Genomic DNA, 22469 nt, shown 5'->3' with positions numbered 1-22469 from the left:
GCACTACCGAAGGTGCTTTTGATGGGGCATGAAAACAGCGATGTGTTAATCGTTGTCCCCACTCTGAACGAAGAGCGGCATATTGAGCGCTGTATTCGGTCATTACTGGGCAATGATCCGACCATGCGCCATGCCATGCTGATCGTCGCGGACGGCGGCAGCACGGACCGGACCTGCGCCATCGTCCAAGGGGTCGCACGGGATTTTGACAACGTGACCCTTCTACACAATCCAGACAGGTTGCAGTCAGCGGCGGTCAATCTGGCGATCGAAAAGCACGCCTTGCAACACCACAAATATCTTGTGAGGTGCGATGCACATTCGGTTTACCCCGCCAACTATGTCGCCAAAGTGGTCGAGGCGCTTCGTGCCAAAGACGTGGCGTCAGTCACAACTGTCATGGATGCGGTGTTCGACACCTGCTTTGCTAAAGGCGCCGCCTGGATCGTGGACACAAAATTGGGGTCTGGCGGCTCGGCGCATCGGGGGGGCATCACGTCGCGATATGTCGATCACGGTCACCATGCGGGCATGCGAATAGACTGGTTTCGCAAGGTTGGCGGCTACGATCCCACCTTCGCCGTCAACGAGGACGCTGAGTACGATCATCGGCTGGTGCAAACCGGCGGAAAGATTTGGCTGGCCGCCGATATTCGCATGAAATATTTCATGCGCTCCTCTCCCACGGCGCTATTGCGGCAATATTTTCGTTATGGACGTGGACGCGCACGGACGGTACTCAAGCACCGGATTCTGCCGCGACCGCGACAAATGCTTCCGGTTATCAACCTGATCCTGCTCTGCCTGACGATCCCGCTTGGCCTGTTGAACCCGGTCTTTTTGGTTTGGCCGGTCGCCTATGGTTCGCTTCTTGTTTTCGCCAGCATCTGGATGGGGGCGAAACACAAAGAGGTTTGCGGTTTGTGGTCCGGCCCTGCGTTGGCGATCATCCATCTCGGCTGGGCCGCCGGGTTCATCCGGGAAGCGCTTGGGCGACGTGACCGAGGGCCTGTCAGTCGCGCGATCTGAGCGTATCCCAGAAACGAATTTCAGGCTCCAAAAGCCGGCGGCAGCGTGCCAGTTCTGCCTCATCAGGGCGATAAGCGCCCTTGCTGCGCTTGTTGTAGTGAAAGATCCGCGGTTTTCGCCCGAAAACGGCTCCAAAATCGTCGCAGAACTTGCCCAGATCATCCAAATACCCGATCACAGCGAACTTTTTGGCTACTTCAAGCGCAACTTCGACAGCCTCGCCCTCGGATCCCGGTAGGATGAGGTGTTGCCCGGAAAAATATCTCAGCACTGTCAGCGCATGGTATCGCGCGATGTCGCTTTCCAGATATTCCTTGAACGGAACAGTCGTCAGACCATGCGCCACGGAACCATTGTAGTTTGACACAAGCCTCGACACCGGATCACGGAGGAGGGTGACGTATTTGTAGGTCGAACCGAAATGATGATCGGCAATGTCGCTGAACAAGACATGACCGTGGATCAACTGCGTGTCCCAGGCCATGTGCATAAGAAGCTGTTTCTCGCGAAGCTCGAACACCGACGCTCCGGTGGCCAGATCATCGTGGTAGAGCAGCTTTTCGTTTTTGCCCGCCTCTATTATTGCCGTTGCGCGACGTGTTGCATTGGCATCGATTACGCCGATGCGTTCGCTCATGGGGACAGTCGCGTATAGCGCTTCTGCAACACTGGTGCCGCCACATTTTGGAACGTGCATAAAAAAGCAGCGATGCGCCAGCGGTCCGCCGGTCATCGCCAGAAACCTACGGCTGTAGGTCCTGATACGACGGATGTTTTGCGCTGAATTACTGGCCATTACGGATCTGCATCGCTTTCGATCTATTTTGGGTCACGTAGGATTACGATCCCGGCACCAATCGCGCCTCCCAACACAAAGCAAAGCACGACAATCAGCTTTCTTGCGGGCGCACTCTTTTCAAGCGGGGGCAGAGCATCCGCTACGATGCGAACGCTAGACAATTGAAAGGTTTCCAATTCCTGCATCTCTCTGGCGCGCTCCAGAAGCCTTTCATAAAGCACACTGTCGGCCTTTGCCTGACGTTCCAACTCATTCAAGGTCACGATTCTTGATGTTAGATCAATAAGTTCCGCCTTAGTGTTCTTAATACGTGTCTCCAGGCTCTCACGGGTCGAACGATCTGCCTGTGCCTGCCTAAGTTCCAGTTCGCGCTCGAGTGAGAAAAGAAGCCTTGCTGTTTCCGTTACCTGGCGTTCGGTCATATCGCCAGTTTGGGTGCGGAATGTCTCCAGCTTTCTAGACGACTCACTGACACGCAACTGAAGATCGGTAAGTCGCTCCATCAGCCACAAGTTGGCTGCTTGGGCTTGGTCCACTTTGATTTTCTGCTCGGCGAGAATGAATTTCTCGGCAACTGTATTTGCGATTTCAGCGGACAACACCGGCTCTTCTGTGGTCGCCCGGATGGACAATATCATGGAATTGCCCACAGGCCTGATCAGCAGGACCTCGCTCAGTTTCTTGAGCGCTAACCTGCTGGGCATGTCATCAATCCCGCTCACATCGGCACCATCCGAAGGGGCGCCCGACGTGCCAAGAAAAAGATCGTTCTCCTGCAGCGAAAGTTCGGTAACGACCTGCTCCAAGACGCGGTTTGATTTGATGATCTCCGCGTTGCTTTCGATCATCGCCTCGCTAACTGGCTTGATGGCTTCGGACGCTGAGAAACCAGTTAGCTTTCTCTGCTCGGGCTCAATGATGATCCGCGCCACCGCACTGAATTGATCAGGAAGCGTGAGAGTTGTAAGCACGGCGATCCCGCTGACAAGAAGCGCTGCACAGACAATGGTGACCCAGCCCGCCAGCAAACTGCCGATGACCCGACCGACATCAACCACGCCACCGTCCGAGAGCCGACCGTCAATTTCGTGATCGTCCGACATGATCTACACCCCCATTCCCGGATTGTCGCGCAGGGGTATCATGATTGATTTACCGCTGTAAGTAGTGGTTTGTAACCTTAGTTGCGGAGGCTGGCTCGCGACAGTTTTTTCGGTCAGCGGCAGTGTGACCAAATCTGACCGTCGCCCGCTGCCGCCGATACGGCTGAGCAAGGCGCGCCATGATCAGCCGTACTACTGTGATGTTGCATATAAGGAACGTGAGACTTCTTCGGCAAACGCCCTCATGTACCTTCCAGCAGGTTCACCTTGTTTCCCTCAGGGTCGGTGAAAGCGGACCAGCGTAGAGTGTCGAAGCCGTCGACCTTCTCCGGGTCCGGCACGTCGACGCCGGTTTTGCGCAACCGCGCGATCTCAGCGTTCAAGTTGTCGATGCGCAGGGACACGTCCGTGGGACCGTTGTCCGGCGACTCCAGCACCTGAAACAGGACAGACGGTGCCAGATCCCATTCCTGGCAGCTTGGCATTGGTCTTCTGTCCGGTTCCCGCCCAATGAAGGTCGTCCACCATGCTGTTTGGGAGTCAAAGTCGCGGGCGTTGATACTGAGGAAGATATCTCTGACGTTCATACTCGATCTCCTTGTTTGCGCGTGTTCCTCATCGTTGTCAGCCTGCCCTTTCATATTTCGCGGCATTCTCCGCGAAGAGTGTCATCTGCCCGGCAAGGGCTGTCTGAAACGCCGGCCGTGCCGTGTGCCGATCAACATAAGCGCGGAGTGACGGAAGGTCGGCCAACAGGTCGTCCGGCACGTCACGAAGCACCGTCGTCAGCACGATATCGGCGACCGTGAAATGGCCAACAATATGCGGCTTATCCCCCAATGCCACGACGAGGCGTTCGAGCACGCCGGTCACGGCAGCCGCGATTTCCGGGCGCAGGCGCGCGGCGGCGTCCTTGTCACTGACAAACAGCTCCAGCGTCGCGAGCATACCGACGGGTGGCTCCAGCGTATTGAGTGCGCAGAATACCCACGATAGCACGCGGTCACGCGCGGCGGCATCGTCGGGCAACAGGGCGGCACTTGCCTCGGCGATACGCCAGAGAATCGCACCGCTTTCAAACATGGTTTGGCCGTCAATCTCGAGCGTGGGGATTTGTCCGAAGGGCTGCCGCTTCAGATGTGCGGGCTTCTTCTGCGTGCCTTGCGCCATAACCTCGACGTCGTAAGGAAATCCCGCCTCCTCCAGCGCCCATCGAACCCGCAGATCGCGGACGTGGCCCTGAGCAAAGCCGGGCACCCAGTCGTAGGCGGTGACGGTAAGCTGGCTGTCTTTCATTGCGATGCCTCCTTGTTTACGCGTCTATTCCCCGGTTTTCACCCAAGGCAGTCCTTTGCCAACTCGGTTGAATCTTCACGCTTTTCCGTCCGCCGCCGCCTTAATTTCGGCCACGTCTATCTTCACCATTTGCGTCATCGCGTTCATGACGCGTTTCGCCTTGGCACGATCCGGATCAGCCAACAGCTGCGGCAGAATGCGCGGGGTGACCTGCCAGTGCAGGCCAAAGCGGTCTTTGATCCAGCCGCATATGATAGGTTCGCCGCCGTCTGACAGCGCATCCCAATAGCGGTCCACCTCGGCCTGATCGGCGCAGTCGATGGAAAGCGAGATCGCATCGGTGAACGGATGGTCCGGGCCGCCATTCATGGCGACAAAGCTGCGACCCGACAGCGTGAAGCTGACGGTGATCACGTCACCTACCTTGCCACCGGGATAATCCATCGTGGTGCGGGTCGCCTCTTCAATACTGCTATCTGGAAACAGGCCGGTGTAGAACTCTGCCGCTTCTTCGGCGTTACCGTCGAACCAGAGAAATGTGCTGATCTTGTCCATCATACTGCCCCCTGCTTGCGCTTGCCGGTGAACATCACCTTTGCGCCCTGCGGGTCATCGGCCTGAATCAGCCAATCGCCCTCATCGCCTGGCAGGTCGATCGGCCCGTGGGTGACGGTGCCGCCGCCATCCTCGACCGCGGCCTTGGCGACATCGATGTCGGTCACGGTGAACGCAAAGTTCCAGAACGGGTCCCTCCCCGCCTCCTGCGCGTTCATCATCGCGCCGATCATGTCGGTGTCGCTCTGGCCGAAAAAGGTGTAGTCGCCGTTCGGCCCCATCGGCATTGCCCCTGTCTTCTTCCAGCCAAAAAGTTTGCCGTAGAAGCCCAGCGCCGCCGTCTGGTCGGACGTGACCAGCTCATTCCAGCTGCAATGTCCTGCCTTCATCTGATCGAATGCGGTACTTTGACCATCGCTGTCGCCGCGCATCAGGTAGAACGTTGCGCCCTGCGGGTCAGCGACGAAGGCAAAGCGACCGACGCCGGGGATATCCTGCGGTTCCATGTGAATGCGTCCGCCAAGTTTCTCCACCTTCGCGGCCATGGTATCCACGTCCGCCACGCCGAAATAGGCATCCCAGGTCGCAGGTCTTCCCTCTGCATGCTCTGGTGTGCGCATCATGCCGCCCACGTCTTGGCCGTCACTGGCGGCAAAGATGCGATAGTCGCGCTCCAGTCCACCCGGCGGCTTCTGAAAGCTCCAGCCCATCACTTTGCCATAGAAATCCTGCGCCGCATCGGGCGCATCGGTCATCAGCTCATACCAGATCGGGGTTCCGTCGCGGTTGGCCATCGTCATTCCTCCTGCTTTCCGTTCCAATCCATCTTCATGTAGACGTCGCCGTGCTTTAACTCGTCGAGCATCTGTTGGATGTGCGCAGCCCGCGTTTCGGGCGCCTTCACCTTGGTGATCCACCCGATGTAGTCATTGCGCTGATAGGGCGGCCGGGCGTCATAGGCCTTGCGCATCCCGGAGTTTTCAAGGGCCGCGCGCACGTCGTCCGGCATCTCGTGTCTGGGCCGGGCGGTCATTCCTATTATTCCTGCCGCCCCATCTCGAAGATCGGAGCAAACCCGCCCCAGATCATCCGTTTCATGTCGAACGGCGCATCGGCGGGCGGTTTCATGCTCTCGTCAGCCTCCATCTTTTTCTCGGCGGCGTCGGCCGTCGCCCTGTCGGGCCAGACAATCCACGAAAACACGACTGTTTCGTCATCCTTTGCCTGCACCGCGCGTTTGAAATCGGTCACCTTGCCGTCACGCACGTCCTCGCCCCAGGCCTCCATGATTTCGGTTGCACCGTAGGCCCGGAACATCTCGGCCGCGTCGGCCGCCATTTTCCGGTAATCTTCCTTGCGGTCTGTCGGCACCGGGATCACAAATCCACTGATATAGCTCATGGGTCATTTCCTTTCCTGTTTGATCAATTTTGCGCGGCCATTGCCTTTTGCATCGCATGCATATCCATCCACATGACTTCCCAGATATGGCCGTCCGGATCCTCGTAGGAGCGGCCATACATAAAGCCATGGTCCTGTTTCGGTGTCGGGTCAGCAGCGCCGCCAGCTTTCACGGCTGCGTCCACCGCTGCATCACAGGCTTCCGGGCTTTCTACGGAGAGGCAGAGCAGAACCTGCGCCGACTGTTTGGCATCGGGAATCTGCTTGGACGTAAAATCGCGCCAGCGCTCGTGCGATAGCAGCATGACAGTGATGGTGTCGCTGATCACCATGGACGAGGACGTCTCGTTCGAGAAGGTTTCGTTCTTTGTTGCGCCCAACATCTCATAGAAGGTTGTGGAGGTCTGAAGATTTGCAACCGGGAGGTTGACGAAGATCATCTGGGTCACGGGTGTTCCTTTCCTGTGGTAGGCACGAGGCGTAAGTCGTTCAAAATCCGGTACCAGTCGGCCCCGCACCCTTCGGGCATGGGTCAGGCAGCAACGCACCTCCGACTCCTCAGCTAGATCCGCCGCCGGGGGCGGATTGTTGGTCGTCACTCTTCTGCGATTCGATTGACAGTTACTTTGATATCAACTTAAACTCTGTCATGTCTAGGATAGTTCCCACGCACGCCACTTTCGGCATGACTCTGCGCGTCCGGGACAGCTGTCTGTGTTTGCACACGCAGCGCGCGGCCCGTGCCGTTGCCCGCCGGTTCGACGAGGCGCTACGCCCCGTCGCGCTCAGAAGCGGGCAATTCTCGCTGTTGATATCGCTGAACCGGCCCGAGCCGCCCACTGTCGGATCGGTCGCCACCCTTCTCGCGATGGACCGCACGACGCTGACAGCCAATCTTAAACCACTAGAGCGACGCGGGCTGTTGAACGTCACCCCCGACGCTCGGGATCGCCGCGCCCGGCGGCTGACCTTGACCGACGACGGACTGTCATTGTTGGAACGGGCGATCCCGATCTGGATCGCCACACACGAAGAGATCGAGCGCGCGCTGGACGGCGATGTCGATACCCTTCGCGCCGAATTGAACACGCTAAAAGATGTCGCGGGCGTTGAATCTGAAGAGCGGCGATAAGCGTCAAGACAGTCCCGGGAAGCTACCGATCTACCCAAAAATGTCGCCCTGCTTCTACAAGACGTGCAAACTCATAGCCCTATAGCTTTGAATTATGCATAGACGCCGATCGAGACCGGGTTTGGCACCGATCAGGGACAGACCTATCGTGGCGCAATCTCCGGCTGGACTCGGTTTCTCGACAAGCTGGAACAGGTGGTGTCCAATCTCGACTGATATGAAATCGAAGGGCGTTAGCTCATGAATATTATCCTCTGGGTCCTTCAGACGCGGTTGGCATGGTTGTGTCCGCGCTTGCGCCCTCTCTCGGCTGGCCGGTGCCCCTTGCGGCAATCGGGATTGCAGCCGAAATGCTGGTATTTTCGGGCGTTCATCTTCAGGCTGGTGCCGCGCAGAATGGCCCAATGGTCTACTGGCTGGCTGTCGCGGCAGTTTGCGTGATTATTGCAGTGGGGCGGTGGGTGATTTCGCCTCTGTAAGGATTTAAGGGCAAAACACATGAGCGCAGGCGGCAATCCCAAATTACTCTCCGGAGGCAATCCACAGATCCCAAAGGGCTACGGAAACGGGCCGGTACAGGATTATATCAATGCCATGCCTGACTGGAAAAAAGATATCGGCCGACGCCTCGATGATTTGATCGGCCAAGCTGTTCCCGACGCAACCAAGGCCGTCAAATGGAATTCGCCTTTCTATGGGATGAAAAAGGACGTTTGGTTTCTAAGTTACCACTGCTTCACGAAATACGTGAAGGTCACGTTCTTTGACGGCACTTCGCTTGATCCTGTTCCGCCGGAAAGCTCAAAGCAGGACAAGATCCGTTACCTCAATATCCGCGAGGGCGACGAATTTGATGAAGACCAGTTCATGGAGTGGGTCAGGCAGGCAAGCAAACTGCCCGGTGAGAAGTTGTAGCTCGGGTCACAAGCCCCCAAGCGCGCTCCTTCAAGCCTCCAGTTCGGCGTCCCAGTATAGAAAGTCCAGCCAACTGGAATGCAGGTGGCCCGGCGGGAATTTGCGTCCGAGGTTGCGCACCTCCTCGGGCTCCGGCGCGCGAGGCGGGCGGCGCAGGCTCAGCCCTGAGCGGGTCAGGCTTCGGGCGCCCTTGTGCAGATTGCAGCGGCCACATGCGGCCACCACATTTTCCCAGCTGGTTTTCCCCCCCGACGCGCGCGGCACGACGTGGTCGAACGTCAGATCGCCGTGTGCGCCGCAATACTGACAGCGAAATTCATCCCTCAGGAACAGGTTGAATCGCGTAAAGGCGATGCGCTTGCGCGGGTGGACAAAATCCTTGAGCACGATGACCGATGGCACCCGGATCTGCGTGCTGGGCGAGTGAACGACATGATCATACTCGGCAACGATATCTACACGGTGCAGCCAGGCCGCCTTGACCGCGTCCTGCCACGACCACAGCGATAACGGATAATAGCTAAGCGGGCGGTAGTCTGCATTCAGGACCAGCGCGGGATACTGCTTCAGGCTGCCCGGCGTGCGCACGAATTCAGTCCTGAAATCCGCGTCCATCCTACCCTGTGACTCCTGTCTGTGCCGACCAGTCTCAGTTTGGAATATATACCGCGCTCGCCGTCTGGCAAGAACTGGATTGAAGGGCGCAGGCGGGCATTTGTCCCGCGCCCTTTTGGCAGCTTATTGGCAGGAAACGGCGCGGGCTGTGCCCTATTGCACCGCCACCCATGGCCGGGCGCAGATCAAAGCTGCGCCATTACGTCGTCGGAGGCCTCGAAATTGGTGGTGACGCGCTGCACATCGTCGTCATCCTCCAGCGCGTCTATCAGCTTCATCAGCTTTTGCATGGCGTCCAGATCCATTTCAGTGGTGGTCGTAGGCCGCCATGTCAGGCGCGTCGCTTCGCTTTCACCCAAGGCCGTCTCGAGCGCGGAGGAGACGTCGTTCAGATCGGTATCGGCGCACCAGATCGTGTGCCCGTCCTCGCCGCTCTGCACGTCTTCGGCGCCGGCCTCGATCGCGGCCATCATCACGGTGTCGCCGTCACCCACATCAGCGCCATACTCGATCTCGCCCTTTCGCTCGAACATGAAGCCGACACTGCCGGTCTCGCCCAGATTACCACCATTCTTGGTGAACGTGCTACGCACCGTGCTGGCAGTGCGATTGCGGTTGTCGGTCATCGCCTCGACGATGACGGCCACGCCGTTGGGGCCATAGCCCTCATAGCGGATTTCCTCGTAATCGTCGCCGTCGCCTGCCTGAGATTTCTTGATCGCGCGGTCGATCACGTCCTTGGGCACTGACTGCGTCTTGGCCTCCTTGACGGCCATGCGCAGGCGCGGGTTTTTATCCGGGTCCGGGTCGCCCATCTTGGCGGCGACGGTGATTTCCTTGCTCAGCTTGGAAAACAGCTTGGAGCGGACTGCGTCCTGACGCCCCTTGCGGTGCTGGATATTTGCCCATTTCGAGTGGCCGGCCATGAACGTTCCTTATGTCATCGAGGGTGGAGGTTTGCGCTTCTATATGGCAGGGGCCCGCTGCGGTGCAAGGGGGGCACGTCCGCGATGCGCACCCGTCAGAGCGGCCAGATCAGCGGGATCAGCGCCGACGCTATCAGCGCAAGGCTCAGGTTCAGCGGCACGCCGATGCGCAAGAAATCGGTGAAACGGTACCCCCCCGGCCCGTAAACCAGCGTGTTGGTCTGATAACCGATGGGTGTGGCGAAACTGGCCGACGCCGCGAACATCACCGCCACCACCAGCGGGCGCGCGTCGACCCCCATCACATCGGCCAGACCGATGGCGATGGGGCTCATCACCACTGCAACGGCGTTGTTTGACACGATTTCGGTCAGGGTGGTCGCCAGCAGATAGACCGCCAGCACGATGGCAAAGGGCGGCAATGCCATCATGTAGGGCGCCAAGGTGTTGGCGATCAGTTGCACCGCGCCGGAATGATCCAGCGCTGCCCCGATCGCCAGCATCGCAAAGATCAGCGCCAGAAGCCGACCGTCGATGAAACTGAACGCCTCGTCGGCATCGATGCAGCGCGTCACCAGCACAATCACCACGGCCAGGATCGACAGGAACAGGATGGGCGCCACACCCAGCCCCGCCAGCACCACGATCCCGACCAGCGCCCCCAGCGCGATGGGCGCATGGCCGCGCCGAAAGGCGCGTGCAGACGGTTCGGACACGTCAACCATGTCCATCTCGGACGACAGTCGCCTGATATCCTCGGGCGCGCCTTCCAGCAGCAGCGTATCCCCGATCTTGACGATCAGGGTATCCAGTTGCCGGCCGATATTCTGGTTCCGCCGGTGCACCGCCAGCGGATAAACCCCATAGCGCCGCCGTAGCCGCAGCGACCCGAGCGAGCGGCCAACCATCTTGCAACCGGGCGTGATCAGCACCTCGACAGTCGACGTTTCGACCGCCGACACCTGATCAACACGCTTCAGGCTTTTGTCGGCTTGCAGGCTCAGAAGCTCGGTCATCTGGGTGCGCAGCACCACGCGGTCGCCCAGCTCCAGCGTGACGCCGGTCAGATCGTTGCGCAAGGACCGGTCGCCGCGCACCACGTCGATCAGGCGCACGCCCTCGCGCTTGAACAGTTGCACGCCGGTGACCTCGCGCCCGATCAGGTTGCTGTCAGGGGGAATCACGGCCTCGGTAAAAAATTTCATCCGGCTGCGGTCCGATAGCATGTCGGCCATGCTGTCACGGTGCGGCAGCAGTATCGGCCCGAGAAACCGCAGATAGAGCATGCCCCAGGTGACCAGAACGATGGCAAGCGGCGTGATCTCGAAAATCCCGAACGGCTCCAACCCGCGGGCGCGGGCAACGCCGTCAACCAGCAGATTCGTCGATGTGCCGATCAATGTCATCGTACCGCCAAGGATCGCGGCATAGCTGAGCGGTATCAGCAGGCGAGAGACCGGGGTTTTCATCGTGCGGGCGAGCTGCACAAAAACCGGGATCATCACCACGACGACGGGTGTGTTGTTCATCACAGCCGAGCCGATGATCACCATCACCATCAGCATCGCAACGGCCAGCTTGGGGTTGCTGCGCGCCTGCCGGTCCGCCAGCGATGTGAACGCCGCCAGCGCACCGGTGCGCACCAGCGCCCCCATGATGATGAACATGACCGCGATGGTCCAGGGCGCCGGATTCGACAGAACCTCCAGCGCAGACTCGTAGGGCAGCAGCCCCAGCGCCAACATGGTCCCTGCCCCGGCCAGTGCGACCACCTCGGTCGGGTGGGTTTCACGCACGAAGAACACGAACATGACTGCCACCACGGCCAGCGTCATCAGCGCCTGAGTGGTCTGTGACAAATCGAAGTATGCGATCAAATTCGGTCCTGCCCCTGTGTGTGCACGCCATGATCGCCGATGGTCGACTGTCGCGCAAGCGGATGCGTGCGCGCCCGCGGCTGCACCATGGCAATGCCCACCATCATAATGCTCAATGCCAGCCAGACCCAAAGCGAATACCGCTCGCCCAGCAGCAGCATCGACCACAGCACTCCACACCCCGTCACCAGATAGCTGGCCTGTGCGGCAAAGACCGATCCTGCCCGCCCCACCAACCACACATAGACGGCGTAGACGATTCCGTGCAGCGCCGCCGAAGCGGCCAGCGCCAGTTCAGGCACGCCGAAACTGTCCAGCGGATTGATCCACTGGCCGGTGACCAGCGACAGCGGAAACGTGATGATCAGCCCCAAAATCGACGCACCAAGGATCGTCTGCATCGAATCCAGCCCATCGGTGCCCCATTTTGCCACCAGATTACCCTCAGTCGCGTAGAGCAGCGGCGCGATCAGGGCGACGGGGATGAAGATGGCCATCGCACGCTCGGGCAGGCTGGCCTCGGGGCCGATCAGCAAGAGGATGCCCACCAAGCCAAAGCCGAGACCCGCGAGGCGCTGCCAAGCAAACTGCTCGTTTCCCAGCGCCAGCGCAATGGGCAGCGAAAACATCGGCACACTGGCGATCACGATCGCCATGATCCCTGCCGGCAGGCGCGCCGAGGCAAAGTAGAAAAAGATATCCGGCAGCACCGCACCGCAGAGCGCGATCACGATGTATAGCCGCCAAAACCGCCGCTCCAACCGCAGCGGCTTGCCGCGCAGGGCGCAGATCGTGCCCAGCAACGCAACAACGACCACTTCTTGCCAAAAGATCAGGCCCAGCGGTTGATGTCCGGTGCTGACCGCCAGCTTGGCCAGCGGCACGCTCAGCCCCCAGCCCGCGCCCATCGCCAGTAGGATGCCGTACGGGCCAAGGTCGCGGGGTGTCACGGACCCGCCGGAGTCAGACTGCCACCCTGGCGCACCATTTCGATTCGCGTCGCGCGGCCGGTGCGATCGTCGGTTTCGATATAGACACCCGATAGCGTGGCCTCGCCCATGGCCGGCGCAAACCGGCCCTTGGCCATGCCGGTGACAAAGCGGCGCAGCGGCTCGTCCTTTTCCATGCCGATGACGCTGTTGTAGTCACCGCACATGCCCGCATCCGACAGATAGGCGGTGCCGACCGGCAGGATCTGCGCATCGGCGGTTGGAATATGGGTATGCGTGCCGACAACCAGACTGGCACGACCATCGCAGAAATGGCCAACGCCCATCTTCTCGCTCGTGGCCTCGCAATGGATATCCACGATGGCCGCCTGAACCGCACCGCCCAGCACGTTGGCGCGCAATGTCGCGTCCAGCGCCGAGAACGGATCGTCAAAGGCGCGTTTCATGAACACCTGCCCCAGCACTTGCGTCACCAGAACCTTGCGCCCGCGCGCGTCCGAAAACACCCGCGCGCCGCGGCCCGGCGCGCCCTTGGCGAAGTTAAGCGGGCGGATAATCCGCGGTTCGCTTTCGATGGCGCGCAGCATGTCCTTTTGATCGAACGCGTGATCACCCAGCGTAACGCAATCGGCGCCCGCCTCGAGCAGGCCCTTGGCATGTTCGCCGCTCAGACCCATACCGCCGGTTGCGTTTTCGCCGTTGACCACGACAAAATCGAGCCCCCAGTCGGCCCGCAGCCGAGGCAGCCGTTCCGCAACCGCGCGGCGCCCACCGCGCCCCATGACATCGCCGAGAAAAAGGAGTTTCATGGTCGACGTGTTAAGATGCGCGCGGCGCGGGCGCAAGGGGCCAATACCGCCACTGCGGCCTGTGGCGCGTGGCGGAATTTGAGTATTTACAGAACATTGAAAGGCAGAGGGTCAGCGCTGTGCCAACGCGTCCTCCAGAACCGACAGGACGGCGGCGCGTGGAACATCAGACGTGATGAAGGCCTTGCCGATGCCGCGCGCAAGAATAAAGCGCAGATGACCGTCCTGTACCTTTTTGTCCTGCCCCATGAGCGCAAGAAGACCTTCTGCATCGGGGAGGTCTCCTTTTATATCAGATAGATCCACCTTCATATTCATGTTACTCAGATGTGCCCGCACGCGGCTGGGGGTCTCTTGCGCGCACAGGCCGATCCGCGCTGACAACTCGAACGCCAGAGCGCAGCCGATGGCGACACCCTCGCCATGCAGCAGACGATCAGAATAGCCCGTCGCCGCCTCGAGCGCGTGACAGAAGGTGTGGCCAAGGTTCAAAAGCGCGCGGTCACCCTGTTCGGTCTCGTCACGCGCGACGATAGCCGCCTTCATGGCGACCGAGTGCGCGACCGCATGGATGCGCGCCGCCTCGTCACCAGCGGCCATGCCGGGCGCGTGCGCCTCCAGCCAGTCGAAAAAGGCGGCATCCCCCAGCAGGCCGTACTTTACGACCTCACCGTAACCAGCGAGGAAATCGCGGTTTTTCATGGTTTGGAGCATTTCGATATCGGCCAAAACGAGGCTGGGCTGATGAAAGGCGCCGATCAGGTTCTTGCCGCGCGGCGAATTGATGCCCGTCTTGCCCCCGACCGAACTGTCAACCTGCGCGAGCAGGCTGGTTGGAATCTGCACAAAGCGCACGCCGCGCCGCAGAATGGCCGCCGCAAAGCCGACCAGATCACCGATCACGCCGCCACCCAAGGCGATCACGATATCGTCGCGCTCGACCTGAGCCTCCAGCAGCCATTCGGTTGTGCGCTCCAGCTGCGCCCAGCATTTCGTCGCCTCGCCCGGTGGCAGGGCAAGCGCCGTCATGGAAATTCCTTGTGTCTCCAATGCCTTGCGCAGGGGCTCCAGGTGCAGTCCGCCGACGGTTTCGTCAGTGACGACCGCCACGCGCGGGCGGCGCAGCAAGGGCGCAATCAGCGCGCCGGACCGGGCCAGCAGGCCGGGACCGACAAGCACGTCATAGGCGCGCCCTTCCAGCGGAACATGAACAGCTTTCGTGAGCATTTCGGTCATAGCACCTCCATAACGTCAGGACGCGTGGCCAGCGCCGCGATCACTTGGGTTGTCATCTTGTCTATCGTGTAACTGGCGCGCGAGACGACCTCCAGATCGGCCTCGGCATAGATCGGCACGCGTGCCTCATAGATGTCCTGCAGGGTTTGAAAAGGATCAGAAGTACGCAGCAACGGCCGGGAATCCTTGTGCTTTACCCGGTTCCATAGAAGCTTCAGATCGGCGTTGAGCCAAACCGAGACCGCCTTGGCCGAGATCAGCGCGCGATTGCGCGGCGCCAGAAACGCGCCGCCCCCGGTCGACAGGATGCAGGCCTCACCGCACAGCAGCCGGTCGATCACTTCGGTCTCGCGGCTGCGAAAGAACGCCTCGCCGTCGCGGGCGAAAATCTCGGCGATGGTCATGGCGGCGGCGGTTTCGAGTTCGGCGTCGGAATCCAGAAACGGCACCCCCAGTTGCAAGGCCAGCGCGCGACCCACGGCGGTCTTGCCTGCGCCCATCATGCCGACCATCACTACGGTTTTCTTCAGTTTTCCCGCCCTTGCCATGGCCAATCTCGGCACTCCCCCGCCCAAATTTCGTATTTAGAGATTGAATGGCGTGATCTTGCGCAAAAGGCCAGTTATAAGTTGGCAAAACAAACGGCAAGGCAGGCAGGCGCATCGTGTTCAAACTTATCAAATGGTTGTTTTATCTCACCATCCTCGCGTTTATCGCGCTGGTCGGTTACGCCTATCTGGGGCCGTTTTTTGGCGCAGATTTCAATCCACCCTCCAATGAGATTCGCAAGGAAATCATTCTTGACGCGAATTAAGCTACTTTTGGTTGCCGGACTGTTGCTGGCGCCGTGCTTGCCTGCGCAGGCGCAGCAGATCGGCCAGAGGCCTCTTTCAGCGATTGACTGGCTGGATCAGGTGCCGACCACTCTGGCGCCCCACCCGGCCGAGCCGCCCGTTGCGGGGCACGCAAGGATACCCCACATTGAAATGACGCCGTTGGGCGATGCGACGACCGGCGCGGTGGGGCTGCTGCCGCCATCGGTTACGGGGCTGCCTGCCGATATGTGGGCCGCCAGCAACGCCGCCGATCTGACCGCGCTCTGGGACAGTGCCGGCACGCAACCGGCTGCGGCGATCCAGGCGCTCTATCACACCCTTCTGCTGGCCGAGGCCGAACCGCCGCGCGGCGATGCGGACGCCTATCTGCGCACGCGGATCGCCGTTCTGCGGCGGTTCGGTGCAGTCGAGCCTGCGTATGAACTGCTGGCGCGGGCCGGGCCGCTGCGCCCTGCCCTTTTTGCCGCTTGGTTCGATCTGTCATTGCTGCACGGCGCCGAGACCGAGGCATGCACCGATCTTCGCGCGGCGCCGGGCCTGCTGAACGATGACGCCGCGCAGATCTATTGCACCGCATTAACAGGCGACTGGCCTACCGCGGTGCTGCTGTTCGACACCGGCCGCGCGCTGGGCACATGGGAGGGGCCGCGCGCGGCACTGCTGGAGCAGTTTCTGGATCCTGAAATGTCCGAAACCGCCGCACCGCCGCCCCCGATGGATCAACCGACGCCGCTGGATTTTCGCCTGTTCGAGGCGATCGGCAGCCCTCTGCCCACACGAGGCCTGCCCGCGGCCTACGCCATGGCCGATCTGCGCGGCACCGTCGGCTGGAAGGCCGAGATCGAGGCAGCCGAGCGGCTGACCCGCTCGGGCGCATTGGCGGCGGGCCGCCTGATGGGGCTTTACACACGCCAGCGGCCTGCCGCCTCGGGCGGGGTCTGGGACAGGGTCGCCGCGATCCAGAAGCTGGAGGCGGCGCTGAACAGCGGCACACCGGGACGGATCGACACCGCGCTGAATGCCGCATGGCTTCGGATGGGCGACGAGGGGCTGGAAATCCCGTTTGCGCAGATCTTCGGCGCGCGGCTTGCTGCGGCTGACCTAACGGGCGAGGCAGGTGCGCTGGCCTATCGCATTGCCCTGCTGACCGCCGATTACGAAGCTGCCGCCGCCAGCCCGCCGCCTGGCGATGAGGCGCAGTTTCTGGCCGGACTGGCGCAGGGCCGCCCCAATGCCGCGCTGGCCGGGGACAGCGCCGGGCAAATACTCGCCGGCGCCTTTACCCAGCCGCCACAGGCCGCGCCGGATCATGCCCTGCTGATCCGTCAGGGCAAACTGGGCGAGGCCGTGCTGTCTGCGGCGCTGCAATTTGACCGCGCCAGCGGCGATCCGGGCGAAATGGCCGCCGCGCTGGGCACTTTGCGCACCGTCGGGCTGGAGGATACCGCCCGCCGCGCCGCCTTGCAGGCGCTGATTCTGCGGCCCGGCGAATGAGTTCAGACGCCCATTGGACCGATGCGTTTCTTGAGGCGCAGGCGGCGGAACAGGGCGCGGCGCGCAACACGCTGGACGCCTACGCACGCGATCTGAGCGATTTCACCGGCTGGCTGACGCGCGCGAATCTTGGCCCGGCCACGGCGCAGCGCGGCGATATCGAACGCTACCTGATCGATCTGGAGGCGCAGGGACTGGCCAAATCCACCCGTGCGCGCCGCCTGTCGGCGATCAAGCAGCTCTATCGCTTTGCGTTCGAGGACCGGCTGCGCGCCGACAACCCGGCGGTTCAGATCAAGGGGCCGGGCCGCGATGCGCGCCTGCCCAAGACCGTCAGCGAGGACGAGGTCGACCGCCTGCTGGAGGCCGCGCGCTGCACCGGACGCAACGCGCGCGATCGCTGCCGCAACACCTGCCTGTTGGAGCTGCTCTATGCCACCGGCATGCGGGTCAGCGAGCTGGTATCGCTGCCTGTGGCCGCGGCGCGCGGCGATCCGCAGATGCTGCTGATCCGCGGCAAGGGCGGCAAGGAGCGGATGGTGCCATTGTCCCCACCCGCCCGCAGCGCGCTACAGGATTGGCTGGCCATGCTGGATGCCGCGGCCAGCGCCGAGCGCGCGCGCGGCGCGGTGCCATCGCCCTATCTGTTTGCCTCCTCGGGCAAGCTGGGGCACCTGACGCGCCACCGTTTTTACGCGATGATCAAGGAAATGGCCGTCACCGGCGGCGTCAGCCCGGCCAAGGTCACACCCCACACATTACGCCACGCCTTTGCCACCCATCTGCTGGCCCATGGCGCCGATCTGATCGCGATTCAGGCCCTGCTGGGCCATGCCGACGTCGCCACGACCGAGATTTACACCCATGTTCTGGACGCGCGCCTGTCGGCGTTGGTGCTGGAGCATCACCCCCTGTCTCAGGCGGCGCCTCGCAAACCTGGGCCCGACACGCCCGCACCCGACGAGGGCGAATAACCCGCTCCGCGTCGCGACCATGGACCACGCCACACCGCCGCACCGGTCATCATCCCTTGATCGCCCGCGCCGCGCACCCCATAACTCCGTTGGTATAAAAGGACACAGGACCCGATGGACGCGACAGCCCCGATTTTCGACATGGCATTCTGGTTGACCGGGGGTGCCATCCTGACGCTGCTTGTCCTGTCCGGTCTTTTCTCGGGAAGCGAGACAGCCCTGACCGCCGCCTCGCGCGGCAAGCTGCGTGCGCGTGCCGACAAGGGCGACAAGGGCGCCGAGCGGGCGCTGGCCATCACCGAGGACAACGAGACGCTGATCGGGTCGGTCCTGCTGGGCAACAATCTGGTCAACATTCTGGCGACGTCGCTGGCCACGGCGCTTTTCACCCGGCTCATGGGAGATTCGGGCGTGGCACTGGCCACGCTGGTGATGACGCTGCTGGTCCTCATATTTGCCGAGGTGCTGCCCAAAACCTACGCCATCACCAATGCCGAGGTCGCCGCCAGCCGCGTGGCCCCGGCCATCACCGTTGTCATTCGCCTGTTCTCGCCGGTTGTGTCGGCGGTGCGCATCTTTGTTCGGCTGATCCTGCGCCTGTTCGGCGTACGCACCGACCCCGACAGCAATGTTCTGGCCGTGCGCGAGGAAATCGCCGGCGCGCTGTACCTGGGCCATTCCGAGGGCGTCGTCGAAAAGGAAGACCGCGACCGGATCCTGGGCGCGCTGGATCTGGGCGAACGCGCCGTCGAGGAAATCATGCGCCACCGCAGCCAGATCGAGATGATCGACGCCGGGCTCGAACCGGGGGCGATCCTGGATCAGTGCCTGAAATCACCCCACACCCGACTGCCCGTCTACGTCGGCGATCCCGACAATATCATCGGCGTCGTCCATTCCAAGGATCTGCTGCGCGCCATGCACAAACTGGCCCTCGGCGAGGGCGGCAGCGCCAGCGCGTGGCGCAATTTCGATATCACGACAGTGGTTATGAAGCCTTACTTTGTTCCCGAAACCACAACGCTGGACGACCAGATGCGCCAGTTTCTGCGTATGCGCACGCATTTTGCGCTGGTCGTGGACGAATACGGCTCGCTTCAGGGTCTGATCACGCTGGAGGATATCCTGGAGGAGATCGTGGGCGAGATCACGGACGAGTTCGACACCGACGCCGAACACCCCATCCGCCGCAGCGAAGACAATCAGTACCTTGTTGATGGCGCAATGACGATCCGCGATCTGAACCGTGCCACCGACTGGTCCCTGCCCGACGATGCCGCCAACACCATCGCCGGGCTGGTCATTCACGAGGCCCAGATGATTCCCAAGGTCAATCAGGTGTTCAATTTCCACGGCTTCAGGTTCGAGGTCGTGGCGCGCAAGGATAACCGTATCACACGGCTGAAGATCGGCCAGATCTGACACCATCAGGGCGCGGTTGCCCCGACGTCGTTGCGATAGCCCGCGATCCCCAATCAGGGAAAGGCGATGGACCGTCCGTTTTCAGGAGCGCTGATTTTCACACCGGCACAATACCCGCCCGAACCACGTGACGCGCGGGCCGTGGCTGAAAGAGAAAGCAGGCACAGGCGCGCACTTAAATCGCAGTAAGCGCTGGTTCTCCGGGGCAGAATCGACCATTCTGCATCAACTTGAAGGGATACCGTTTATGAAAAAATTTGCATGGTTGTTGGCGTGCACGCCGTTGCTTCTCGCGGCTTGTGAGGATTTTGAGGGGGGGAGCAATGCTCCGTCCGGTCAATTCATCAAGGATCTACCCGAGGGCGTGCTAGCGCTTGCCGCGCCGTATCAGGATCTGACGGCTGTGCGAATTGATCCCACGACCAAGTGCTACATCTATCGCTACGCCGGACCTGTCGAGACGACATTCCTGCCGCTTAGGTCCGTCGAAGGGCGGCCCATCTGCTTGCAACCTGCGGACGCCTCCGCGGCAAGCTGACCGCACCAGAAAACCAGCGCCCGGCATTTGCCGGGCGCGCGCCAGTCAGGGCTAATCTCAGCTTCGCGCCGCAAGCCGATCCTCGGGAGGATACAGGTGGGCCGTCGACCCGGTCGCGACCTGTCCGTATAGGTCGTTGATATGCGCCATGACCATGCGCACACATCCCGAACTGGCCCGCCCCCCGATCGAGCGCGGCTGTGGCGAACCGTGAATACGCAGATAAGTGTCCCTGTTGCCGACATAAAGGTAAAATGCGCGCGATCCCAGCGGGTTGTTGGGGCCGGCATTCATGCCATCGGCGTGCTGGGCATAAATACCGGGATCACGCTTGATCATGGCCGGGGTCGGCGTCCATGTCGGCCATTTGGCCTTCCGGCGGATCGTGTAGTTTCCCGGCTCGTAAAGGTCTCCGCGCGCGATGGCGACGCCATACCGCATCGCGGTGCCGTCGCCGCGAATGTGATAAAGGTATCTCGCTACAGCATCGACATGAATATCGCCAGGTCTCAGCCCGTCATTCGCCTCGACACGTTGCGGCAGGAAACGTGGGGCGAAACCCCAGGGGTTCGACGTCGCAGGATTATAATTCGCAGGTGTTACCTGAGCATCCCATTTCGACCATTTCGTTCTGTCCGATGTTGGACCGGCCCATGCCGCGCCAGAAATCGGGGCCGAAAACAAGGCCGCAGCGGAAATTACGAAGTGGCGTCTGGTCAACATTGGGTCATGATCCTCGTTTGGGCGGCTCGACTGTTCATCGGTTACCAAACCATACATCATCAAGTAAAGTTCCAATTGCGTGACCAGGGTCAAGGCTCATGGCCAGATCATGACGTCAGCGACGAGCGCACAGGCTGCGAGGAACACTTTCGCGCAGCGGTCCGTAGCGGGTTGCGATCCGACGTCGGCCTTTCAGGCAGGCGAAAGTGTTTTCGATCTTATTGCGTTGGCGATAGCGGGCGAGACCGGGCTTTTGCGGCGCTTCCGCGCGGGGCTGCACGGAGTTATCTTCTTGTTTTCACGCTCTTCTCGATACCGGTTCACATTATAGGCACGATACCAATCGCATTACGCGCGTAGATATCCCGTTGCTCGCGGGGCATTTCTACAGCAGTCAGGATTTGAACAGAAGGTGATGTTCACGAGCAAGGGTCAACGCGAGCCGTGAAAACAACGATGTGCGTGAAAGATAAGTCACGTCACCGGGGCATGTCGGCCCAAGACCGTAAAACTGGCCAAAAGACACCGCGGAATGCAATATGTGAAAAGCGAGACAACCAGAGTCGACTTTGACGCGCAACTTGGCACTGCGCGGCGATGATGAGCCCACATTGAGAGTGGACTGAACAGCCAGATCTGTCATGCTTGTAAACTCAGGGCAAAGGGCGCGTGCACCCCTCTCCCTATCTTCCTCGCAATTTATCCCTGTTGCATGAAGGAAACGGATGATGCCAAAATCTGAACAGAACGTGCTGGTGCTGCAAGGTGGCGGTGCACTGGGCGCATATCAGGCTGGCGCATTCCAGACGCTCTTTGAGCATGGGTTCAATCCGCAATGGGTCGCGGGCATATCGATCGGCTCAATCAACGCTGCGATCATCTGCGGCAATCCCCCCGAGAACAGAGTCGAAAAGCTAGAAGGTTTCTGGGAAAAAGTCAGTTCTGCCATTGCCTTCTCCCCTTGGATGGATGGGCCGAAATCCCGCCACGCCTTTGCCGAATTCGCGGCTGCGACCACCATGTCCTATGGCGTGCCGGGGTTTTTCAGACCGCGGCTTCCTACAGCCTTCTGGCCCTTCGGCCAGGCACCGGCGCTCAGCGTTTATGACACGTCGCCCCTGGAAGAGACTTTGGGTGCGTTGGTCGATTTCGACTATCTGAATGACAAGGGGCCACGTCTCAGCGTCGGTGCCGTCGACATCGAAACGGGAAATTTTGCCTATTTCGACAACCGGAAGATTCGCATCGACGCACGCCACATCATGGCCAGCGGCGCGTTGCCGCCGGGTTTTCCGCCGGTCGAAATCGATGGGCGTTTCTATTGGGATGGCGGTCTGGTTTCCAACACCCCCTTGCAATATGTGATGGAGAACGCGGGCCCCGATCCCCTTTGCATCTTTCAAATCGACCTGTTCGATGCCCACGGCGAAATCCCCGCCGATCTGGCGGACGTGCAACAGCGCGAAAAAGATATACAATTCTCCAGCCGGACGCGTCTGACGACGGACAGATACCGGCAATTGCATGACATCCGCTCCGCTGCCCAGCGGCTTGCCGCGAAGCTTCCAAAGGAGTTGCAGTCGGATCCCGACCTTGCGCTCTTGCTTGCCACCGGCCCGGAATGTCCCGTGACGCTGGCGCATCTGATCCACCGCAAGGAGGGGTTCGAGGGCAACTCCAAGGATTACGAGTTTTCGCGGCTGTCGATGTCCGCGCATTGGGCGGCGGGCACTCAGGATGTGCAGCGCACGCTTTTGCACAAATCATGGAAATCCCGCCTGATTGGCAAGGATGGGCTTCAGGTCTTTGACCTTGGCGCGACGGATGACTGAAGGAAGA

At 60.9% G+C, this 22469-nt stretch carries 26 protein-coding genes; 9 read left to right on the top strand and 17 right to left on the bottom strand.

What is annotated here, in order from left to right:
* Positions 1 to 21: 21 nt before the first annotated feature.
* A complete protein-coding gene (locus tag FGD77_RS13625) occupies positions 22 to 1029 on the top strand; it encodes a glycosyltransferase family 2 protein (RefSeq protein ID WP_255010536.1) in 1008 nt (335 codons plus the stop codon).
* On the opposite strand, the gene FGD77_RS13620 is transcribed toward FGD77_RS13625, so the two are convergent.
* From FGD77_RS13620 to FGD77_RS13580, 9 genes are all read right to left on the bottom strand, one after another.
* Complete coding sequence (locus FGD77_RS13620; RefSeq protein ID WP_255010534.1) at positions 1013 to 1825, bottom strand: sulfotransferase family 2 domain-containing protein; 813 nt, start codon at positions 1823 to 1825, stop codon at positions 1013 to 1015. The genes FGD77_RS13625 and FGD77_RS13620 overlap by 17 nt on opposite strands.
* A 23-nt stretch (positions 1826 to 1848) precedes the next feature.
* On the bottom strand, positions 1849 to 2931 hold the full coding sequence (locus FGD77_RS13615) for a GumC family protein (RefSeq protein ID WP_255010533.1): 1083 nt from the start codon (positions 2929 to 2931) through the stop codon (positions 1849 to 1851).
* Positions 2932 to 3173: 242 nt separating this feature from the next.
* A complete protein-coding gene (locus FGD77_RS13610) occupies positions 3174 to 3518 on the bottom strand; it encodes a VOC family protein (protein ID WP_255010532.1) in 345 nt (114 codons plus the stop codon).
* A gap of 37 nt (positions 3519 to 3555) precedes the next feature.
* Complete coding sequence (locus FGD77_RS13605) at positions 3556 to 4227, bottom strand: glutathione S-transferase family protein (protein ID WP_255010531.1); 672 nt, start codon at positions 4225 to 4227, stop codon at positions 3556 to 3558.
* Positions 4228 to 4302: 75 nt separating this feature from the next.
* The gene (locus tag FGD77_RS13600; protein WP_255010530.1) at positions 4303 to 4785 is read right to left on the bottom strand and encodes a VOC family protein; all 483 of its coding nucleotides are present in this window, start codon (positions 4783 to 4785) and stop codon (positions 4303 to 4305) included.
* Positions 4782 to 5576 carry a VOC family protein gene (locus tag FGD77_RS13595; protein ID WP_255010529.1) on the bottom strand — a complete coding sequence of 265 codons (795 nt, stop codon included), beginning with the start codon at positions 5574 to 5576 and terminating at the stop codon, positions 4782 to 4784. The genes FGD77_RS13600 and FGD77_RS13595 overlap by 4 nt, the downstream gene beginning before the upstream one ends.
* 2 nt (positions 5577 to 5578) lie before the next feature.
* Entirely contained in the window at positions 5579 to 5815 is a 237-nt protein-coding gene (locus FGD77_RS13590) for a YdeI/OmpD-associated family protein (RefSeq protein ID WP_255010528.1), read from the bottom strand.
* 5 nt (positions 5816 to 5820) lie between these two features.
* Positions 5821 to 6183, bottom strand: coding sequence for a DUF1428 domain-containing protein (locus FGD77_RS13585; RefSeq protein WP_255010527.1), 363 nt, complete (start codon positions 6181 to 6183; stop codon positions 5821 to 5823).
* 23 nt (positions 6184 to 6206) lie between these two features.
* Positions 6207 to 6623: a VOC family protein gene (locus FGD77_RS13580; protein WP_255014221.1), complete on the bottom strand. Its 417-nt coding sequence runs from the start codon at positions 6621 to 6623 to the stop codon at positions 6207 to 6209.
* 245 nt (positions 6624 to 6868) lie between these two features.
* On the opposite strand from FGD77_RS13580, the gene FGD77_RS13575 reads away from it, so the two are divergent.
* Together FGD77_RS13575 and FGD77_RS13570 are read left to right on the top strand one after the other, a co-directional pair.
* Positions 6869 to 7315: a MarR family winged helix-turn-helix transcriptional regulator gene (locus FGD77_RS13575; RefSeq protein WP_255010526.1), complete on the top strand. Its 447-nt coding sequence runs from the start codon at positions 6869 to 6871 to the stop codon at positions 7313 to 7315.
* Between the two features lie 498 nt (positions 7316 to 7813).
* On the top strand, positions 7814 to 8230 hold the full coding sequence (locus FGD77_RS13570) for a DUF1801 domain-containing protein (RefSeq protein WP_255010525.1): 417 nt from the start codon (positions 7814 to 7816) through the stop codon (positions 8228 to 8230).
* A 30-nt stretch (positions 8231 to 8260) separates the two neighbouring features.
* Here FGD77_RS13570 and FGD77_RS13565 read toward each other — a convergent pair whose 3' ends face one another.
* The 7 genes from FGD77_RS13565 to FGD77_RS13535 all read right to left on the bottom strand — a co-directional run bounded on the left by FGD77_RS13565 (position 8261) and on the right by FGD77_RS13535 (position 15191).
* On the bottom strand, positions 8261 to 8845 hold the full coding sequence (locus FGD77_RS13565) for an HNH endonuclease (protein ID WP_255010524.1): 585 nt from the start codon (positions 8843 to 8845) through the stop codon (positions 8261 to 8263).
* Between the two features lie 185 nt (positions 8846 to 9030).
* Entirely contained in the window at positions 9031 to 9771 is a 741-nt protein-coding gene (locus tag FGD77_RS13560; protein WP_255010523.1) for a YebC/PmpR family DNA-binding transcriptional regulator, read from the bottom strand.
* A gap of 95 nt (positions 9772 to 9866) precedes the next feature.
* On the bottom strand, positions 9867 to 11606 hold the full coding sequence (locus FGD77_RS13555; protein ID WP_255014220.1) for an SLC13 family permease: 1740 nt from the start codon (positions 11604 to 11606) through the stop codon (positions 9867 to 9869).
* Between the two features lie 38 nt (positions 11607 to 11644).
* Positions 11645 to 12598, bottom strand: a complete 954-nt coding sequence (locus FGD77_RS13550) for a DMT family transporter (RefSeq protein ID WP_255010522.1) — start codon at positions 12596 to 12598, stop codon at positions 11645 to 11647.
* The gene (locus FGD77_RS13545) at positions 12595 to 13407 is read right to left on the bottom strand and encodes a TIGR00282 family metallophosphoesterase (RefSeq protein ID WP_255010521.1); all 813 of its coding nucleotides are present in this window, start codon (positions 13405 to 13407) and stop codon (positions 12595 to 12597) included. The genes FGD77_RS13550 and FGD77_RS13545 overlap by 4 nt, the downstream gene beginning before the upstream one ends.
* Positions 13408 to 13518: 111 nt before the next feature.
* Positions 13519 to 14643 carry a 3-dehydroquinate synthase gene (gene aroB / locus FGD77_RS13540; RefSeq protein ID WP_255010520.1) on the bottom strand — a complete coding sequence of 375 codons (1125 nt, stop codon included), beginning with the start codon at positions 14641 to 14643 and terminating at the stop codon, positions 13519 to 13521.
* Entirely contained in the window at positions 14640 to 15191 is a 552-nt protein-coding gene (locus FGD77_RS13535) for a shikimate kinase (protein WP_255010519.1), read from the bottom strand. Before FGD77_RS13535 ends, aroB begins: the two co-directional genes overlap by 4 nt.
* Before the next feature lie 116 nt (positions 15192 to 15307).
* Between FGD77_RS13535 and FGD77_RS13530 the strand changes: the two genes are divergently transcribed.
* The 5 genes from FGD77_RS13530 (at position 15308) to FGD77_RS13510 (ending at position 19907) form a co-directional block, all read left to right on the top strand.
* Complete coding sequence (locus FGD77_RS13530) at positions 15308 to 15457, top strand: hypothetical protein (protein WP_255010518.1); 150 nt, start codon at positions 15308 to 15310, stop codon at positions 15455 to 15457.
* Entirely contained in the window at positions 15444 to 16973 is a 1530-nt protein-coding gene (locus tag FGD77_RS13525) for a hypothetical protein (protein ID WP_255010517.1), read from the top strand. Before FGD77_RS13530 ends, FGD77_RS13525 begins: the two co-directional genes overlap by 14 nt.
* Positions 16970 to 17947 carry a tyrosine recombinase gene (locus FGD77_RS13520; RefSeq protein ID WP_255010516.1) on the top strand — a complete coding sequence of 326 codons (978 nt, stop codon included), beginning with the start codon at positions 16970 to 16972 and terminating at the stop codon, positions 17945 to 17947. The genes FGD77_RS13525 and FGD77_RS13520 overlap by 4 nt, the downstream gene beginning before the upstream one ends.
* Positions 17948 to 18061: 114 nt before the next feature.
* Positions 18062 to 19369 carry an HlyC/CorC family transporter gene (locus FGD77_RS13515; protein WP_255010515.1) on the top strand — a complete coding sequence of 436 codons (1308 nt, stop codon included), beginning with the start codon at positions 18062 to 18064 and terminating at the stop codon, positions 19367 to 19369.
* Positions 19370 to 19616: 247 nt separating this feature from the next.
* Positions 19617 to 19907: a hypothetical protein gene (locus tag FGD77_RS13510; protein ID WP_255010514.1), complete on the top strand. Its 291-nt coding sequence runs from the start codon at positions 19617 to 19619 to the stop codon at positions 19905 to 19907.
* Positions 19908 to 19964: 57 nt separating this feature from the next.
* On the opposite strand, the gene FGD77_RS13505 is transcribed toward FGD77_RS13510, so the two are convergent.
* Positions 19965 to 20630 (bottom strand): L,D-transpeptidase, encoded by a 666-nt coding sequence (locus tag FGD77_RS13505; protein ID WP_255010504.1) that lies wholly within the window; start codon positions 20628 to 20630, stop codon positions 19965 to 19967.
* Positions 20631 to 21358: 728 nt separating this feature from the next.
* Between FGD77_RS13505 and FGD77_RS13500 the strand changes: the two genes are divergently transcribed.
* Complete coding sequence (locus tag FGD77_RS13500) at positions 21359 to 22462, top strand: patatin-like phospholipase family protein (protein ID WP_255010502.1); 1104 nt, start codon at positions 21359 to 21361, stop codon at positions 22460 to 22462.
* Positions 22463 to 22469 lie beyond the last annotated feature (7 nt).

Source organism: Roseovarius sp. M141 (assembly GCF_024355225.1).
In the GTDB taxonomy this organism is placed as follows: Bacteria; Pseudomonadota; Alphaproteobacteria; order Rhodobacterales; family Rhodobacteraceae; genus Roseovarius.
Note: the sequence above shows the minus strand (reverse complement) of the source record. Positions and strands in the feature narration are given on the sequence as shown.